This is a genomic window from Trebonia sp., assembly GCF_030042015.1.
GTDB lineage: Bacteria > Actinomycetota > Actinomycetes > Streptosporangiales > Streptosporangiaceae > Trebonia.
This window is the reverse complement of sequence record NZ_JASIAL010000430.1, coordinates 16,059-33,169: the sequence shown is the minus strand read 5'-3', so window position 1 is coordinate 33,169 and position 17,111 is coordinate 16,059. Positions and strand designations below refer to the sequence as shown.

Below are 17,111 nucleotides of genomic sequence, written 5' to 3'. Positions count from 1 at the left end.
CCCGATCGCAGCTGCCTGTTACCTACGGAATTGGTGCCCATTGTCCCCTTTAAATGCGGCACAATCCGGGGACAATTTGATTACTGAGCGCTGCATCCCGCCGCGCTGAAATCGGTACGCTGAGGTGGTGAGATGGATGGCTTGGCCCCGGATCAAGAACCCCAGGTCATCAGCGCCGCCCGGGACACACGAGCACGGTGGCGTGACCGTTACCGTGATGCCGGCGCCTGAGGCAGACGCCGCTCCCAGGACCGGGCAGAACACGGGCATCAGCGGTACCCGGCACGCGGTGGTCGACGGCCCATCGACCAGTGCACGGAACACGTATACGCAGTACGCGGACAGCGGCGCCGACGGCTACGCGCCGACCGCCGAATTCGGCGCTGTCAGCGATCCGGCCTCCGACGAGCCCCCCGATAGCGGGATCGCGATCCTCGAGGGTGTCGTGACGACGGATATCCCTGTCGAGGAGCCGCCGGGTCCGCAGCCGCAGCTGAACGAGCCGATCACGCTGCCGCCCGTCCCGGTGGGGTGGGTCCCGGACAGCAAGCAGGGATCGCTGCGCGCGGTGAACGGGGGAAGCGGCGCGGCAGCGGGCAACGGCGGCGCGCCGGTGGCCTCGGGCGGCGCGCCCGTGGGCTCGACCGGCCTGCCCGCGACCGCCGGCGGGCCGAGCGGGGGCGGCAGGGCGATAGGCGGCAACGGTCCCCCGCCGCAGCGGATCCGCGACCTTGCCCTGGACCAGCGGATGCGGCTCTGGCGGTGGCGCGCGCTGATCATGGTGATCGCCGGCGTGGTGTTCTGGATCATCAGCAGAAACTGGGCGATCGGCCTGTCGCTCGCCGTCCTGGCCGGCATCATCGACACGATCTACCGGTCGCGCACGGTCGCCGACATCCCCACCGGCGGCAGCCCGGACCGCGCGCAGCGCCGGACCAGGCGCCAGCTGCGCAGGATGCGCCGCGCCGGGTACCTCACGCTGCACGCGCGGCCGATCCCTGACAGCCTTGAGGTCATCGACCACCTGGTCGTCGGCCCCACCGGGGTCTACGCGATCGACTCGGAGAAGTGGCACCGCGCGCTGCCCATCCGCACCCGCAACGGCAAGCAGCTGTGGCACGGGCCGGACAGCAAGAAGGAGCGCCTCGAGCATGCCCGGTGGGAGGCGCAGCAGGCCAGCGAGCGGCTGTCCGCGGCGCTCGGCACCGAGATACCGGTGCGCCCGGCGATGGCGGTGTACGGACCGCGGGTGCCGTGGGACATCGCCACGATCAGGGACGTCGACGTGTTCAGCGGTCCCCGGCTGCACGTGTACCTGCGCCGCCGCGCGCGGAGCAAGACGGTGCCACGGCTGACACGGGAGCAGGTGCAGACGATCTATGCGGCGGCAAGCACGGTCCTGCCGGGTGTGGCCCCGGCGAGGACGGCCACACCGGTAGGCTGAGCTTCCTGGCTACTGAGGGGAGTTCGGCATGCCTCCGTTGAGGTCCCGCACGGTTACGCACGGCAGGAACATGGCCGGCGCGCGCGCGCTGCTGCGCGCGACCGGGGTAGCAGGGAAGGACATCGGCAAGCCGATCATCGCGGTCGCCAACAGCTTCACCGAATTCGTCCCCGGCCACGTGCACCTGCGGGAGGTCGGCGTCGTCATCGCCGACGCGATCCGCACGGCCGGCGCGGTGCCGCGCGAGTTCAACACGATCGCGATCGACGACGGCATCGCGATGGGGCATGGCGGCATGCTGTACTCGCTGCCCAGCAGGGAGCTGATCGCGGATTCTGTCGAGTACATGGTCAACGCGCACTGCGCGGACGCGATGATCTGCGTCTCCAACTGCGACAAGATCACGCCGGGCATGCTGATCGCCGCGATGCGGCTGAACATCCCGACGGTGTTCGTCTCCGGCGGGCCGATGGAAGCTGGCAAGGTGACGGCCGGGGAGCTGGCCGACGGCGCCAGGAAGCTGGACCTGATCGACTCGATGGTGGCGGCTGCCGACCCGTCGGTGTCCGACGCCGAGCTGCTCGCGCTCGAGGAAGCCGCCTGCCCGACCTGCGGGTCGTGCTCGGGGATGTTCACCGCGAACTCGATGAACTGCCTGACCGAGGCGATCGGGCTCGCGCTGCCGGGCAACGGGACCACGCTGGCCACGCACGTGGCGCGGCGGTCCCTGTTCGAGCGGGCAGGCGCGCTGATCGTGGAGATCACCAAGCGGTACTACGAGGACGAGGACGAGACCGTGCTGCCCCGTTCGGTGGCGAGCAGGGACGCGTTCGAGAACGCGATGGCGCTCGACGTGGCGATGGGCGGGTCGACCAACACCGTGCTGCACCTGCTGGCGGCCGCGCACGAGGCGGGCGCGGACTTCGGGCTCAAGGAGATCGACGAGCTGTCCCGGCGGGTTCCGTGCCTGTGCAAGGTCGCGCCGAGCAGCGCCTACCACGTCGAGGACGTGCACAGGGCCGGCGGCATCCACACGATCCTCGGCGAACTCGACCGGGCCGGCCTGCTCAACCGCACCGTGCACACGGTGCACGGACTGCCGCTCGCGGACTGGGACCTGCGGTCCGGGTCGACGTCGGATGAGGCGGTCGAGCTGTACCACGCCGCGCCCGGCGGGGTGCGGACCACCAGGGCGTACTCGCAGGACGCCCGCTGGTCCTCGCTCGACCTGGACACGGTGGCCGGGTGCATCAGGGACGTGGCGCACGCCTACAGCCCCGACGGCGGGCTCGCCGTGCTCAACGGCAACCTGGCCCCGGACGGGGCGATCGTGAAGACGGCCGGGGTGCCGGAGGAGCTGTTCACGTTCACCGGGCCGGCCCGGGTCTTCGAATCGCAGGAGGATGCCGTCGAGGGCATCCTCGGCGGCCGCGTCGTCCCCGGCGACGTGGTGGTCATCCGGTACGAGGGCCCGCGCGGCGGGCCCGGGATGCAGGAGATGCTGTACCCGACAAGCTTCCTCAAGGGGAAGGGGCTCGGCCGGGCGTGCGCGCTGATCACCGACGGCCGGTTCTCCGGCGGCACCACGGGGCTGTCCGTCTGCCACGTCGCCCCCGAGGCGGCCGGCGGCGGCGCGCTCGCGCTCGTGGCGGACGGGGACACGATCGTGATCGACATCCCGCGCCGTGACCTGCGGCTGGACCTGCCGGACTCCGTACTGGCGGCGCGGCGCGCCGCCTTGCTCGCCGCGCTCGGCTCCTTCCGCCCGGCCGGCAGGCAGCGGCCGGTCAGCGCCGCGCTGCAGGTGTACGCGGCGATGGCGACCTCGGCGGCGACGGGCGCGGCCCGGGATATCTCGGCGATCACGGGCACCAACGGGCAGTGACCGCGGGGTTCGTGCGGGCGGCGCGCGCCGCGGACGCGGCCGGTCTCGCGCGCGTCCAGGTGGCGAGCTGGCGCGCCTCGCTCGCCTGGCTGGTGCCTGACCCGGTCATCAGCGAGCTGACCAGCGCGGACGCGGAACTGCAGTGGGCTGAGCGCTGGCTGGAAGCGATCACGAAGCCGCCGACGAGCAGGCACCGGGTGCACGTCGCGGTCGCGCCCGACGGGGGCGGCTGCGCCGGGTTCGCGTCGGCCGGGCCGGCCACCGACCCGGACCTGTGGCCGGGGACCGACGGCGAGCTGTACGAGCTGCACGTGCTGCCGGAACAGGCCGGGCTCGGGCACGACGAGCGGCTGCTGCACGCGGTCGCCGACACCCTTGCCGAGGACGGCTTCCGCACCGCGTGCACCTGGGCGCTGGCGGACGACAACGCCCGGCTTTCGTTTCTGCAGGCCGCGGGGTGGGCACCGGATGGCAGCCAGGCCAACCTGGACATGGGCGTGAAAGTGCCCGTGGTCCGCCTGCACACCGCGCTCTGCTAGCCCCGTGGCCCGGTAACTTAGGACCCGGGCCGCATATTTTTTGTCCGTTTTATGCCGATTTTCGGCTGCCGTTCGGGTCCTATCTATGAGCCTGCCCGGCAATAGCCCGCCAGGTCGGGTCCGGGGACCGCTCCAGGCTGGCACGGTCCCGGCGGATATTGGCGGGGTCCCCGCCGCCAATAGGCTTGGCGCTGGGGGCCACGCCGCCAGCACGCGCGGCGACGTCAAGCGGGACTAACTGTCTCAATCTGGGCAGATCATCCGGATGGGTGCCACCAGCGGCACGCCAGAGACGGCCGGCCGGCTCGCCCGGTATGGGGTGGTTTGTCCGTCGGCAGGCCTTCCTGGACCCCTGGGGGGCGGGGCTTGGGCTGGTGAGTCAGCACTGTTCGTTCGGGATAACTGTTTTAAAATCTGCCGGTGGCAACAGCGCGTGACTGGCTGGCAGGTACCCGCCCCAGGACCCTGCCGGCCGCCGTCGTCCCTGTCCTGATCGGCTCGGGTGTCGCGGCGGGATACGGGAAGTTCTCGCCGTGGCGGGCCGCACTGGCACTGGTCGTCGCGCTCGCGCTGCAGGTCGGGGTGAACTTCGCCAACGACTACAGCGATGGCGTCCGCGGCTCGGATTCGGCGGAGCGCCGGGTCGGGCCGGTGCGCCTGGTCGGCTCCCGGCTGGCGGAGCCCCGGCAGGTCAAGCTGGCGGCGTTCGGCTGCTTTTGCCTGGCGTGCTGCGCGGGGGTCGTGCTTGCCGCGGTGACCTCGTGGTGGCTGGTGCTCGGCGGTTCGCTCGCGGTGCTCGCGGCGTGGTTCTACACCGGCGGCTCGCGGCCGTACGGCTACCGCGGGCTCGGCGAGGTGGCCGTGTTCGTGTTCTTCGGCGTGGCGGCGGTGGCTGGCACGGCGTTTGTGCAGATGGGGAACCTCAGCTGGCTTGGCCTGGCGGCGTCGGTGCCGGCGGGGCTGCTGTCGTGCGCGCTGCTCATGATCAACAACTTGCGGGACATCCGGTCCGATTCGGAGTCGGGGAAGCGGACGCTCGCGGTGCGCATCGGGGACGCGCGGTCGCGGGTGGCGTACCTGGCGTTCGTGCTCGTGCCGTTCGCCCTCGGCGCGGCGATCGCCTTCGAGCGGCCGTTCGCGCTGCTCATGCTGCTGGCGCTGCCGCTGACGCTCGCTCCGGTGCGGGCGGTGCGCGGTGGCGCGTCCGGGCCCGCGCTGATCGCGACGCTGGGCCAGACGGGGCGGCTGCAGCTGGCCTTCGGCCTGGCGTTCACGGTGGGCCTGGCGATCCACGGGTGAGCCGCACGCGGCGGCGCGCGGATCAGAGCTTGACCCGGCCGGCCGCGCCGGTCCACTCGATGCGCGTGCCGAGCGGCGCGCAGGACTCGGCCAGCCGCTCGATGATGTCCCGTCCGCGCTCGGCGTCGGCGCGGCGCGGAATGCCGCTGGCCGTGAGCCCGCGGCCGCGGCCGAGTTCGACCGGGTGCAGCGTGAGCTCGGCCAGCCCGTCGCGGTCGTAGCGGCACTCCGCCACGACCGACTCGAAAACCCACGCATGGTCGAAGCTCGCGGCGTTGAGCAGCCGCGAGAGGTCGGCATCGGTCACCTCGCCCGGGGGCTGGTTTGAGCCGGCCACCAGGTCCCGGTGCACCCGGTACAGCTCGCCGGGCAGCGGCTGCTGGATGTCGCTCCAGAAGAAGTTCCCCAGGCCGTGGAAGATCGGCCGGCCGCGGTAGACCTCAATCGGCCCGAGACGGTGTATCCCGGTCGTGACGAAGGCGTCGGCGCCGGCGTCGATCGCGCGGCGGGCGAGTTCTCCGACGATGTGCGCCGGCTCGTTCGGCGCCGCCTGGCTGGCCGGCTCGTGGGAGTGCAGGGTGGCGACCAGGTAGTCCGAGTGCTGCCTGCCCAGGCGGATCGCCTGGAGCTGTGCCAGCAGGTGATCGTCTGACGGCTGGTAACGGTAGCGGGGCGGGCCGGTCCCGCCGTCGGCGGCCCGCTCGACGCGCTGGCCGAACAGCTCGCAGGAGCCGGCTTCTGGCGGCGCGCCGAGCTCGGCGGCCACGTCCGCCAGCGCGTCGAAGAGGCGACCGGGAAGCACCGCGGTCCTGGTCAGGGCGACCGCGCTGACGCCCGGGCGGCCCGGCGCCTCGCCGTGCGGCGCGAGCGCGTCGCTGAACGGCCGGAACGTCGTCGCGAACGAGGCGAGGCCGATCCGGCCCGCAGGCGTTTCCAGGTAGCGGGCGGCGCGCGCCGACGCCTGCGCGCCGCCCGCGCCCGCGTGCACGACGCCGGCCAGGTCCAGCAGGTCCGAGGTGGCGCGCATGCCCGCCACTCCCCAGTCGAGGGCGTGGTTGTTGGCGCGCGACACGAGCCGGATGTTCATCGCGGCGAGGTCAGCCGCCACGGCGGGTTCGGCGGCGAGGGTCCAGTCGCCGTCCCAGGGGTAGGGATGGCCGTGGAAGTCCCTGGCGTCGAAGATCACCGTCTCCAGGTTCGCGCAGGCGACGTCGGCGCGGGCGAGCACGCCGAGCACGGCGGCGAACGCCGGGTCGCGGCCGGCCAGCTGCGAGACCGGTCGCGACAGCACGCAGTCCCCGAGGAAGGCCATGGTAAGGCCGGCGGGCGGTCCGGTCATAGCGCTTGGCTGGCGGCGCCGGCTGGCTGGGTTTCTGTGTCCAGCTCCGGCGCGGTGTCCGGCTGTGGTGTTGTGTGCGGCTGTGGTGCGGTGTGCGGCGCGGCGATGGCCGGCGTGGCTCTGCCCGGCGGCTCCCGGCCGGCCGGCGGCTCCTGGCCGGCCGCCGGGTCGCAGGGAAGGACCCGGAGCGCGTCGGGCGGGAGGCACGCCAGGACCGGGGTCCCGGCCGACCACGAAGCCGACTCGCTCGTGTTCGCTACCAGCGCCTGGATCGTGACGCCAGCGGCCAGGTGCACGATCACCTGCGTCGCCGAGCCGAGGAAGACGGTTCGCTCGACAATCCCGGGGAGCTGGTTAGCGGCGGCATCCTGGTAGCCGCGCAGGCCGACCTGCTCGGGGCGGATCGCGAGGCGAACCCGGCCGGCGGACTCGACCGCACCGCCGTTGGCAGTCAGCTCGAAGCCGCCCACCGCGACCCGGCACGACCGGGCGCCGTTGCCCGGAGCGCGCACGACGGCGTCCATCAGGTTGGACACCCCGAGGAAGTCCGCGACGTAGGCGTCCGCCGGCTCGTCATAGACGGCCTGCGGGCTGCCCATCTGCACGATGCGGCCGTTCGCCATGACCGCGATGCGGTCCGACATCGTGAGCGCTTCCTCCTGGTCGTGGGTGACGTAGATGAACGTGATCCCGACCCGTTCCTGCAGCGCCTTCAGCTCGACCTGAAGCGTGCGCCGCATCCTGGCGTCGAGCGCGCCAAGCGGCTCGTCGAGCAGGAGCACCGAGGGCCGCAGCACCAGGGCGCGCGCGAGGGCGACCCGCTGCTGCTGCCCGCCGGACAGCTGCGCGGGCCGGCGGCGCTGGTAGGGGCCGAGTTCGACGAGGTCGAGCGCCTCGCCGACCCGCTGGCTCACCTCCTTCTTCGAACAGCGCTGGTAGCGCAGCCCGAAGGCGACGTTGGCGCGCACGTCGAGGAACGGGAAGAGGGCGTAGTGCTGGAAGACCGTGTTGACCGGGCGCTTGTTGGGCGGCAGGTGGGTGACGTCCGCCCCGTCGAGCACGATCCGGCCCCTGGTCGGGTCCTCGAAGCCGGCGAGCATGCGCAGCGTGGTGGTCTTGCCGCAGCCGGAAGGCCCGAGCAGGGAGAAGAACTCCCCGGCCGTTATCTCGGCGCAGATGCCATCGACGGCGTACTGGTCGTCGAAACGCTTGGTCAGGTCGATGAGGGTGACGGCGCCTCCGGCCATTGGTCTCTCCCTTGCGTAGTCGTCTGGTGGGGCAAGCCGTGTCGGCACGGCAGCGGGGTCAGGCGCCGGTCAGCGGGCCGAGCGGGAGGCCCCCGGCACGGCGCTGCTCGCCGCGCGTCAGCCGCCGGTAGATGGCCCACCCGATGGCGACCGTGACGATCGACATGACGAACATGACCGTCGCGAGCGCGTTGAGCGCGGGCGCGGCCGCCGATCCTCCGTGCGCGCCGAGGGTGTAGATGATCACGGACATCGGCTGCGACTGGGCGTTCGACGACAGCAGGTCGACGATGACGAAATCGTCGATGACCCCCGCGAAAACGAGCACGGTGCTGGCGAAGATGGCGGGGAACAGCATGGGCAGCAGCACCCGGCGGATGGCGCCGATCGACGACGCCCCGAGGTCCATGGCCGCCTCCTCGTAGTCGCCGCCTATCGACTGGAGCCTGGCCCGCACGATGATGGCGGGCCAGGAGATGTTCCACGCCACGAGGGCGAGGAACTGCGCGGTGGTGCCGAGCCGCACGAAGGTGAGCAGGTTGGTCAGCAGCAGGAAGATGCCGACGCCGAAGATGAGCTCGGGCATGACGAAGGCGAGCAGCATCAGGAACGTCCAGGCCGATGCCTGCCTGGAGCGCCAGCGGTGCACGCCGATCGCGAACAGGACGCCGATCGGGATGGCGACCACAGTGGTGAGCACCGCCAGCCGCAGGGTCTGCACGACGGCTTCGTGCAGCGCGGGGTCGTGGAGCACCGAGTAGTACGGGTCGCCGACGTACCAGCGCAGCGAGAAGCCCTGCCATTCGCTGACCGACGATCCGCTGTTGAACGAGAACAGGATCGCCAGCACGACGGGCAGCAGGGACCAGGCCAGGTAGAGCCACACGTATCCGCGCAGGACCGGCAGCCGGCGCACCCGACGCCCGCTTCGCACCCTTTGCACCTTCCGCGCCCTTTGCACTTTTTGCACCCGCCGCAGCTGTGCAAGCGGCCAGGTGAGCGCGGCCGGGCCGGCCTGCCTGTCGGCCGCGGCGGGCGCGACCTCGGGCGCGGTGGAGGTGGAGGTCGCGGTTCTGATCCCGGTCATAGGACGTCACCTTCCGCGGCGGTGCGCGAGCTGTTGCGGACGTACCAGATCATCGGAGCCAGCATCACGATCAGCAGGAACAGGACAAGGACGGCGCCCTCGCCGCCCTCGCCGGGCGTCGAGAAGCTGTCGCTGATGATGTTGCCGATCATGGTGGTGGTGGGGACGCCGGAGAGCATGGTGTTCGTGTAGAAGTCTCCCGCCATCGGCAGGGCCGTGATCAGCGCGCCGGCATAGATGACCTGCCTGGACAACGGCAGCGTCACGTGCAGGAACGTTCGCGTGCGCCCAAGCCCCAGGTCCCTGGCCGCTTCAAGCAGCGACGTGTCGATCCGGTCGAGCCCGGCGTACAGCACGATGATCAGGTAAGGGACGTAGCCGTACACCAGCCCGAGGACCACGGTGACCGGCATGCCGGAGAGCCAGTTGACCGGCTGGGTGATGAGGTGGGCCAGCATCAGGGCGTGGTTGACCAGGCCGCCTACCTGCAGCAGGTTCTGCCAGGCGAGCATCCGCATCATGTAGCTGACCCAGAAGGGTGCCACCAGCGCGACGAGGTACAGGCCCTTGCGCCGGCCGGCCTGGCGGGCGACGTAGTATGCGACCGGGTAGGCGATCAGCAGGCAGATGGCCGACGCGATGGCGACGTACACCAGGGTCCGCAGGACGGTCGCGCCCAGGTAAGCGTGGGGGCCGAACAAGTCGGCCAGGACCTGCCTGACATAGCCGGACTGCCAGTCCAACGGGTTCCAGACCGGCACCGCGGTGAGGAACAGCGGGTTGAGGGTCCCTCCCGCGATGGCCAGCGCCACGTAGAACGGCAGCAGGAACAGCATGGTGAGCCACAGCGCGCCGGGGATGGTCAGTGTGGGCCAGAGCCATCTCGGGCGCCGCGTGCCCTGCCTGGCTCGGTTCGGGTGAGCCTCGGTGGCGTTCATCGGGTCTAGGCCCCGGCGCTGAACTCTTGCCAGGCGCTGTTCCACGCCAGGTCGGCGCTCGGGCTCAGCTCGAGTTCGCGGTAGCCCACGCCGAAGTAGCTCGGCAGCACGGTGCAGGAGGCGAGGTTCGGCGGGATGAACCCCTCCTTCACAAGGCTCGTGGCCGTGATCTGCCGCTGCGGCGGCTGGTAGCCGAGCCATGCGAAGTTCTCCATGGCGTTGCCGTACTCGAGCATGTAGTTCAGGAAGAGGTGGGCGAGCACCGGATTGTCACCGGAGGACAGGACCGCCATCGTGTCGTTGTTCACCGGACCGCGGCCGCTCGGCGGGAACCAGTAGCCGATGACGCTCGGGCTCTGCCCCTTCGGCATCTCCGAGGGGGTCGATACGATCGCGCCCGACCAGGCTTGCTGGACCCACACCTGGTCGTCAGGGATCGCCGTGTAGCTGTCGTTTATCTGGATCTTGTCCATGTCGATCAGCTCGATCAGGCTGTTCTTGGCCAGGGTGAGCTGCGCCTGCGAGGTCGTGTTCAGGTCGGTGATCCCGTTCTTCAGCAGGCCCAGGCTGAGTCCCTCGCGGTAGTCGTCGAGGATGGACTCATACCCCCGGTAGGCCGGGTTCCAGAGCATGCTCCAGCCGTTGGACATCGTGTAAGGATCTTGGGTGACGTGGTCCTTGCGGTAGGCGATGCCGGTGGTATAGACGGTGTAAGGCACCGTGAAGTGCCAGTCCTGGTCGTAGAACGGGTTCTGGAACTGCGGCCACACCTGATCGATGTTGGCGATGTAACTGTGATTCAGCGGCCGCAGGAGCTTGCCGGTCACCAGCTGGCCGATGATGTCGACCGTCGGCCAGAACACATCGAAATTCACCTGGCCGGTGTTGAGCTTCGCCAGCGCCTCGTTCATCGTGCCGAACGTCGTGATCTCCACCTGGCAGTCGTACTTGGCGGCGAAGGCATCGACGACCTTGGTGTAGATGTACTCCTCCCAGTTATACAGCTGGAGCGTGGCGTTCTTCTCCGGCTCCAGCCCGCTGGCGATGACATCGCTGCCGGTGACCGGCCAGCTGACCGGCTGGCTGGGACGGGCGAGCGGGTAAGGAGTCCCCGACCCCGAGGATGCCCCCTGACTGCTGCTCGCACAGGCGTCGAGCAGCAGTCCGGCGGCCGAGATGGCCAGGGCGGCGCCGCCGGAGCGGGCCAGGAAGTCACGCCTGCTCATCGCGGGCGTGGCCAGGCGCCTATTCCTCGGGTGCCGGATCATCTCAGCCCACCCCACGTGGCGCAGAACTTGCTGGTCAGCTGCTGGTAGTTGGTCACGAGCTTCCTCCCTCGGGTGGCAATAATATAAGATTATTGTCCGTAGGTTGGGGGTACCGTAACGCTTACTGTCCCGGAAGTCAATAGCTGCGAGAGGCCAGGTGGCAGGGTGCGGATGCCGACTGAAGCCGAGACGGCGGAGCTGCGCGACGAGGCCGTCAGGCTCGCCAGCGACCTCATCAAGATCGACAGTGCCAACCCGCCAGGAAACGAGACGGCGGTCGCCTCGGTCCTGATGCGGTACCTCCAGGCGCGCGGGGTCGGCTGCGAGCTGGTGGCCAGGGAACGCGACCGGGCGAACCTCATCGCCCGGCTGCCCGGTTCTGGCAACGGCCCGTCACTGGCGTTGCTCGGCCATTCCGACGTCGTGCCGGCGGACGCCCGCGGCTGGCAGCACCCGCCGTTCAGCGGCCTGGTCGACGGGGACGGTTACCTGTGGGGCCGCGGCGCGGTCGACATGAAGAACGAGATCGCCACCCGGGCGGTGGCGCTCGGGGTGCTGGCCAGTGCCGGCTTCACGCCGCGTGGTGACCTCGTGCTGATCGTGGCGGCCGACGAGGAGGTCGGGACGGCCGACGTCGGCCTGTCCTGGCTGGTCCGGCAGCGCCCGGACATCGGCACGGACTTCGCGCTCAACGAGGGGTCGGCGGAACGGCTGACGCTGGCCAGCGGAGCGACGATCGCGACGGTGGCGGTAGGCGAGAAGGCGGCCGGCTGCGTGCGGATGACCGCCGTGGGCGAGGCGGCGGCCACGATCTGGCCCGGACTCGGCGCGAATGCCGTGCCCAGGCTGGCGACGCTGATTGACCGTCTCGGACCGGGCATCCTGGCCCGCCGGGTCCTGCCGAGTACACGCCCGCTGCTTGACAGGCTGCTGGCTGAGGCGGGCGCCTTTGCCGCGGCCGGCGAGGCGCTGCCGGCGGCCCTGGCCGCTGCCGGTTCACTGCACCCGGCGCTCGAGAGCCTGCTCGGCTCGATGTTCGCCGACACGGTCGCGCTGACCCGGCTGGGCGGATCCGGCTCGCTCAACGTGATGCCCGCGCGCGCCTGGGCCGAGGGCGACTGCCGGGCCCTGCCAGGGACGACCGAGGAGGACGTGGTGGCCAGCCTGACCAGGCTGCTCGGCGACGACCTGCCGTACGAGCTCGAGTTCGCGCAGCCGCTGGCAGGCGGCAGCGTCTCAGCCGTCGACACCCCGCTGTTCGAGGTCTGCAGGCGCTTCGTCGCCCGGCATGACCCTGGCACCACGCTCGTCCCCACGCTCTGCCCGAGCTTCACCGACTCCCACTACCTGCGCGAGGCGTTCGGGACCGTGGCCTACGGATTCTGGCCCGTGCGGTCAACGCCGTACGAGGTCATGTACGCCGGCCTGCACGGGCAAGACGAGCGGGTTCACGTGGATGATCTGGGTTACGCCACGTTGTTCCATATTGAAACGTGCCTGGCTATTGGGTCGATGGACCGTTAGGGCAGGCACGGTGAGCCAGAGGAGGACGGGGATGCTCGACGGAGCGGACCGCAGGACGCTGATTCTCGACGCCGCCCGCGACGTCATCAGCGAGCGGGGGGTCGACGCGGCCCGCATGGCGGACATCGCCGAGCGCGCCGGCGTGAGTCTCGGGCTGGTCCAGCACTACTTCCGCCACAGGGACAGGCTGCTCGCCGAGGTGTTCAGCCTGGAGTCGGAGCGCATCACGGTGCGGTGGCGCAACCTGGTCGACCCGGGCGCCGACCCGCTGACCCGGCTCGTCGAGTACCTCAGGCTGTGTGCCAGGGAAGGCACCGACCCAAGCGTGCGGTCCTTCCGCCTGACCTGGTCGCTCTGGCTGGAGTTCTGGTCCAAGGCGAACAGGGACGCCGCCCTGCGCGAGGAGGTCGCCGCGATCTACCGTGAGTTCAGCGCCCCGTTCAGCGACGCCATCGTCGAGGGAATCGAACGCGGCATCTTCGCCCCGAGGGGCGCCGTGCCGGACATCGTGGACCGGGTGGTCTCGCTCATCGACGGCCTCGCGATCCGCACGCTCCTGGATGGGATGGACCAGCACCGAATGCTCTCGCTGCTGGTGGACTGCCTGTGCATCGAACTGGGCGTGGCCGATGAGGAGGCGAAGCTGCTGCGCCAGCGGCTGTAGCCGGTCAGCCCGCACCGAGGTCGCCCGTGCCGGGCGTGGTTGGTCCCACATCGTAAGTGGGCATCATTCGACCGGGGCCGAACCGAGCGGGGGTGGCGGGATTGGAGGACCGGAGTCTGGGCCGCGGCCGGGTCAGCGTGCCGGTGGTCGGGCTGGGCACCTGGCGGCGGCTGGAGGCAGCCGCCGCGGCCGGCCGGCAGGACGAGCTCATCGAGGCCGCCATCGCGGCTGGCATCCGGGTCATCGACACCTCACCCATGTACGGCACCGCCGAGCGCCTGCTTTCCGACGCGCTGGACGGCCACCGCGGGCAGGTGTTCATCGCGGACAAGGTCTGGACTCCGTCGGCGCAGGAGGGCGCGGCACAACTGTCCCGCGCGGTGGACTGGTACGGCGGCCTGGTCGACTTGATGCAGATCCACAACCTGGTGGCCTGGCAGGCCCACCTGCCCATGCTCGAGGCCGCCCGGGACCGCGGGCTGGTGGGCCTGATCGGGGCCACCCACTACTCGCCAGCGGCTTTCGGCGAGCTCGCCGAGATCATGCGCACTGGCCGCATCGACACCGTCCAGGTGCCCTACAACCCGGACCACCGGGAGGTCGAGCGCACGATCTTGCCGCTGGCTGACGACCTCGGCCTCGGCGTCCTGCTGATGCGCCCGCTCGGCGAGGGCCAGCTCATGCGCCGGCCGCCCAGCCCGGCGCAGCTCGCGCCGCTGCGTCCCTTCGGCATCACCACCTGGGCCCAGGCCCTGCTCAAGTGGGGCCTGAGCGACCCGCGGGTCCACGTCTCGCTGACCGCCACCGCCCAGCCCGGCCGGCTCGCGGAGAACGCCGCCGGAGGATCGCCGCCGTGGTTCGGAGCGGACGAACGGGCCTACGTGCTGCGCCTGGCCACAGCCGGCTAACCCAGCCATCCCGTCCCCAGCCCGAGGCCAGCACCGGGGGTTTAAGTAAGGGATCTGGAGGGATTCTGTCCAGTTGATCCGGGCGCGGACGGTGTCGAGGTAGCCTTCGCGGACCCAGGTTGCCTGGGGCTCGATGCCCTGGCTGGCCAGCGCCTGGCAGTCATGCAGGACGAGGCGCTGCTGCCACGCGACGCGGCCGGTGATCTCGGCCGGCACGGGGATGCCGTAGGCGTCGCACAAGGTCTCGATCCGTCGGCGCCGGCCGGGCGGCTGGGGGTAGCGCAGCCAGCGCAGGCATTCGGAGTCCACGCGGAACGGCGCGGCGTACTCCAGCGCGTAGGCGATGTCGAAGATCGGCGGTGCCGGCCGGGCGTGGTCGAAGTCGATGAGGCCGACCGGGTGCCCGGCGCGCCAGACCCCGTTCCAGGGGCCGAAGTCGCCGTGGCAGACGACCTCGCCAAGTGCGCAGGTGCCCGGGCCGCTGGACCGTCGGGCGCCGGGCGGCGGGTGGTAGCCTGCGACGGCGTCGTGGTAGCGGCGCAGGAACGCTGCCCAGCGCCGGAGCCCGCTTTCTGGGACGATCTCGGCCCACCCGGCGGGACCGGACTCGCCGTCGATCCAGGTGAGCAGCTCCAGGTCCGCCTCGGTGCCGAGCGGGCGCCGGGGCGGGGAAGCCTGCGGCCCGCAGGTGGCGGAGCAGGCCGTGGACGGCCGGGGTCCAGAAGTTCGCGGGGCGGCGGACGACGGCTCCTGTCCGCCGGATTCGGCTGGTCATCGTGGCGTAAGGCTAACCTGGGATTGCGCCCGGGCGCTCGCGCCTGGCGGCGATCAGGCGACCTGGCGACATCCTGCCGCACACGGGAGGATCATGGTGGACCAGCAGCCGCAGCCGGGCCCGCTCGGGCCTGACGTGGCGGTCACGCACATCCTGGTGGTCACCGACCCGGTGCGGTCGCGGGATTTCTGGGTCGACGTGCTGGGTGCCGAGCTATACCGCGAGTACGGCGGGACCAGCGTGGTACTGCGATTCGCCGGCACCTGGCTGTTGCTGGTCAGCGGGGGCGGCCCGACCGCCGACAAGCCCACCGTGGTCTTCGCCGCGCCCGCCGACGCCGACCTGGTCAGTCACGCGATGACGCTGCGCGTGGCTGACTGCCGGGCAGCCTATGAGGCGCTGCGGTCCAGGGGCGCCGCGTTCCTCACCCCGCCGCATGACTGGGGCTCGGAGATCCGCTGCTTCCTGCGCGACCCAGACGGCCACCTGGTAGAGATCAGCCAGTCAAAAGCCAGCTGATAGCGCAGGACCGGAGGTTGCAGGCCCGTGTTTGTGCTGACTGTCACCACAGCCGACGACAGAATCGGCGGCGGTCCGGATCGCTGCTCCATCCGCGGCTGCTACGAGGGGACGCAGCTGGCTGGGGTCGCCGGCTCGCCGCGGCTTCGCACTGGCAAAGGCCTACATTCAATTGGGCTGGCCGCAGTGCGGGTCGTTGTCTGTGAGATTCCCGAGGTGGCCGAGGGGACGCCAGGCGGATCAGCGAGCGGGAAGCCCGGCGCAGGGAATTCGCGGTATCTGGCCGTAGGGTCGTTCGCCGGCCAGAACGCCGGGCACAATCACCGGGTGAGCGTGCAACTGAACCACACGATCGTCTCCTGCCGTGACCAGCAGCGGTCGGCGGCGTTCCTGACCGGGATCCTTGGCCTGCCGGCGGCGACCCGGTTCGCGCGTTTTCTCGTCGTCGAAGCCGATAATGGCGTCTCGCTGGACTTCGCTGAGACCGCCGGGACGATCACGCCCCAGCACTATGCCTTCCTCGTCGGCGATCAGGAATTCGACGCGGCCTTTGGCCGCATCCGGGACCGGGACCTGCCGTACTGGGCAGATCCCGGCCAGAGCCGCCCGGGGGTGATCAACCACAGGGACGGCGGCCGCGGCCTGTATTTCGAAGACCCCGACGGCCACCTGATGGAGATCATTACCCGGCCCTACGGTGGCGGCAGCTGATCCTCCCGCCTGCTGACGCCGAGTCCACTGGCAGTATCTGCACCAACAGCAGGCCGGCCGGCCTGCGGCATGCGGGGACGGAGCTGCCAGCGCCGTAGCGATCCGCGTCGCCGCCCTGTCTGCCGCACAAGCGGACGTTCCCGGTCGCGCAGCCAGCGCGTAAACATCCAGACAGGTCGGCAGTTCGGCCGACCGCGGGGGTCTCGCCTGCTGGCGGAGGGAGGTATCTGGGCGGAACACCCCGGGTTTCCCTGAGGGGTATGACCTGCGCCGTCGGCGGGCGTAATCCCCGCTGGCGCCGACGTCCGGCGCGGAGCCCTGGTAGCCGGGAGCGATCGCTGCTGGCCATCGCGGGGGTGATCGCGATCCTGGGAGTGTCGCGGTCCGCCTTCTGGATGGCCTCGGTGGTGTGGGGGCTGCCCGGTGGCGCGGAGGGTCCGGCGTAACGCCCTGCGGCGGCTGAGCGCTCACCTGGCCGGGTTGTCAGCGGCGCGGGCCACCGGAGGTGGCGACGGGTGGCTCCGTAACCGTGGAAGTAGACGACGTCCCGCATGGCCGTGGCCGCCGTGCCGGGCGGCAGCGCCTGGCTGATGGCTCGCCAGCTGGTTGCGGCAATGGCCGGCCCCGCCGGGTTGCCCTCGGCGCTCATGATGCCGAACCGGACAAGCTGTGCGTGCGGCAGGCTGCGGGATGCGCAGCAGGCACAGCTGCCGATTCGTGCGTGATCGGCGCATGTCCTCGGCTGGCGCGTGAGTAGCCGCCGTTCAGCGAGGTCAAGGTGGTCGCTGCTGGTCTCGGTCGGGCGCGCCAGGACGCGTGCTGGGCGTTCGATGCCATCGCGGACGCCAGGCACGGCCCTCCGGCTGCGGACGGCCGCGCGGCGTCGGTCAGCCTGGCCGCCGCTGGGGCGGGACTGGCTGCTTCGGACCTTCCTGAAGTCCCGGGCCCGCGGCCATGGACGGTA

At 70.8% G+C, this 17,111-nt stretch carries 14 protein-coding genes and 1 pseudogene; 9 read left to right on the top strand and 6 right to left on the bottom strand.

Annotated elements, in window-relative coordinates; translation table 11 throughout:
- Positions 1-202 precede the first annotated feature (202 nt).
- The 4 genes from Q1N79_RS23075 to Q1N79_RS23060 all read left to right on the top strand — a co-directional run bounded on the left by Q1N79_RS23075 (position 203) and on the right by Q1N79_RS23060 (position 5,167).
- Positions 203-1,444: a nuclease-related domain-containing protein gene (locus tag Q1N79_RS23075; RefSeq protein WP_300612328.1), complete on the top strand. Its 1,242-nt coding sequence runs from the start codon at positions 203-205 to the stop codon at positions 1,442-1,444.
- Positions 1,445-1,472: 28 nt separating this feature from the next.
- Entirely contained in the window at positions 1,473-3,329 is a 1,857-nt protein-coding gene (ilvD, locus tag Q1N79_RS23070; protein ID WP_300612326.1) for a dihydroxy-acid dehydratase, read from the top strand.
- Positions 3,326-3,868, top strand: coding sequence for a GNAT family N-acetyltransferase (locus Q1N79_RS23065; protein WP_300612324.1), 543 nt, complete (start codon positions 3,326-3,328; stop codon positions 3,866-3,868). Before ilvD ends, Q1N79_RS23065 begins: the two co-directional genes overlap by 4 nt.
- 420 nt (positions 3,869-4,288) lie before the next feature.
- Positions 4,289-5,167 (top strand): 1,4-dihydroxy-2-naphthoate polyprenyltransferase, encoded by an 879-nt coding sequence (locus Q1N79_RS23060; RefSeq protein WP_300612322.1) that lies wholly within the window; start codon positions 4,289-4,291, stop codon positions 5,165-5,167.
- 22 nt (positions 5,168-5,189) lie between these two features.
- Here the strand turns inward: Q1N79_RS23060 and Q1N79_RS23055 are convergent, their stop codons facing one another.
- The 5 genes from Q1N79_RS23055 to Q1N79_RS23035 are packed head-to-tail and all read right to left on the bottom strand — an operon-like array spanning position 5,190 to position 11,004.
- Positions 5,190-6,506: a CapA family protein gene (locus Q1N79_RS23055; protein WP_300612320.1), complete on the bottom strand. Its 1,317-nt coding sequence runs from the start codon at positions 6,504-6,506 to the stop codon at positions 5,190-5,192.
- Positions 6,503-7,753 (bottom strand): polyamine ABC transporter ATP-binding protein, encoded by a 1,251-nt coding sequence (potA, locus tag Q1N79_RS23050; RefSeq protein WP_300612318.1) that lies wholly within the window; start codon positions 7,751-7,753, stop codon positions 6,503-6,505. The genes Q1N79_RS23055 and potA overlap by 4 nt, the downstream gene beginning before the upstream one ends.
- Before the next feature lie 58 nt (positions 7,754-7,811).
- The gene (locus tag Q1N79_RS23045; RefSeq protein ID WP_300612316.1) at positions 7,812-8,840 is read right to left on the bottom strand and encodes an ABC transporter permease; all 1,029 of its coding nucleotides are present in this window, start codon (positions 8,838-8,840) and stop codon (positions 7,812-7,814) included.
- Complete coding sequence (locus tag Q1N79_RS23040; protein ID WP_300612314.1) at positions 8,837-9,778, bottom strand: ABC transporter permease; 942 nt, start codon at positions 9,776-9,778, stop codon at positions 8,837-8,839. The genes Q1N79_RS23045 and Q1N79_RS23040 overlap by 4 nt, the downstream gene beginning before the upstream one ends.
- Positions 9,779-9,783: 5 nt before the next feature.
- A complete protein-coding gene (locus Q1N79_RS23035; RefSeq protein WP_300612312.1) occupies positions 9,784-11,004 on the bottom strand; it encodes a spermidine/putrescine ABC transporter substrate-binding protein in 1,221 nt (406 codons plus the stop codon).
- Positions 11,005-11,217: 213 nt separating this feature from the next.
- On the opposite strand from Q1N79_RS23035, the gene Q1N79_RS23030 reads away from it, so the two are divergent.
- The 3 genes from Q1N79_RS23030 (at position 11,218) to Q1N79_RS23020 (ending at position 14,142) form a co-directional block, all read left to right on the top strand.
- Positions 11,218-12,570, top strand: a complete 1,353-nt coding sequence (locus tag Q1N79_RS23030) for a M20/M25/M40 family metallo-hydrolase (RefSeq protein WP_300612310.1) — start codon at positions 11,218-11,220, stop codon at positions 12,568-12,570.
- A gap of 10 nt (positions 12,571-12,580) precedes the next feature.
- Positions 12,581-13,234 carry a TetR/AcrR family transcriptional regulator gene (locus tag Q1N79_RS23025; RefSeq protein WP_300612308.1) on the top strand — a complete coding sequence of 218 codons (654 nt, stop codon included), beginning with the start codon at positions 12,581-12,583 and terminating at the stop codon, positions 13,232-13,234.
- A 101-nt stretch (positions 13,235-13,335) separates the two neighbouring features.
- Positions 13,336-14,142 carry an aldo/keto reductase gene (locus Q1N79_RS23020; protein WP_300612306.1) on the top strand — a complete coding sequence of 269 codons (807 nt, stop codon included), beginning with the start codon at positions 13,336-13,338 and terminating at the stop codon, positions 14,140-14,142.
- Positions 14,143-14,460: 318 nt separating this feature from the next.
- Here Q1N79_RS23020 and Q1N79_RS30830 read toward each other — a convergent pair.
- Positions 14,461-14,685: pseudogene (locus tag Q1N79_RS30830) on the bottom strand (phosphotransferase); the annotation flags it as partial.
- Between the two features lie 328 nt (positions 14,686-15,013).
- Here Q1N79_RS30830 and Q1N79_RS23015 point away from each other — a divergent pair.
- Together Q1N79_RS23015 and Q1N79_RS23010 are read left to right on the top strand one after the other, a co-directional pair.
- Positions 15,014-15,436 carry a VOC family protein gene (locus Q1N79_RS23015; RefSeq protein WP_300612304.1) on the top strand — a complete coding sequence of 141 codons (423 nt, stop codon included), beginning with the start codon at positions 15,014-15,016 and terminating at the stop codon, positions 15,434-15,436.
- Between the two features lie 327 nt (positions 15,437-15,763).
- The gene (locus Q1N79_RS23010) at positions 15,764-16,147 is read left to right on the top strand and encodes a VOC family protein (RefSeq protein WP_300612302.1); all 384 of its coding nucleotides are present in this window, start codon (positions 15,764-15,766) and stop codon (positions 16,145-16,147) included.
- Positions 16,148-17,111: the final 964 nt, after the last annotated feature.

Excerpts from the sequence above, each read along its gene's own strand:
- Q1N79_RS23030 (WP_300612310.1), top strand. The coding sequence starts at position 11,218 with ATGCCGACTGAAGCCGAGACGGCGGAGCTGCGCGACGAGGCCGTCAGG.
- ilvD (WP_300612326.1), top strand. The coding sequence starts at position 1,473 with ATGCCTCCGTTGAGGTCCCGCACGGTTACGCACGGCAGGAACATGGCC.
- Q1N79_RS23035 (WP_300612312.1), bottom strand. The coding sequence starts at position 11,004 with ATGAGCAGGCGTGACTTCCTGGCCCGCTCCGGCGGCGCCGCCCTGGCC.
- potA (WP_300612318.1), bottom strand. The coding sequence starts at position 7,753 with ATGGCCGGAGGCGCCGTCACCCTCATCGACCTGACCAAGCGTTTCGAC.
- Q1N79_RS23055 (WP_300612320.1), bottom strand. The coding sequence starts at position 6,506 with ATGACCGGACCGCCCGCCGGCCTTACCATGGCCTTCCTCGGGGACTGC.
- Q1N79_RS23045 (WP_300612316.1), bottom strand. The coding sequence starts at position 8,840 with ATGACCGGGATCAGAACCGCGACCTCCACCTCCACCGCGCCCGAGGTC.
- Q1N79_RS23040 (WP_300612314.1), bottom strand. The coding sequence starts at position 9,778 with ATGAACGCCACCGAGGCTCACCCGAACCGAGCCAGGCAGGGCACGCGG.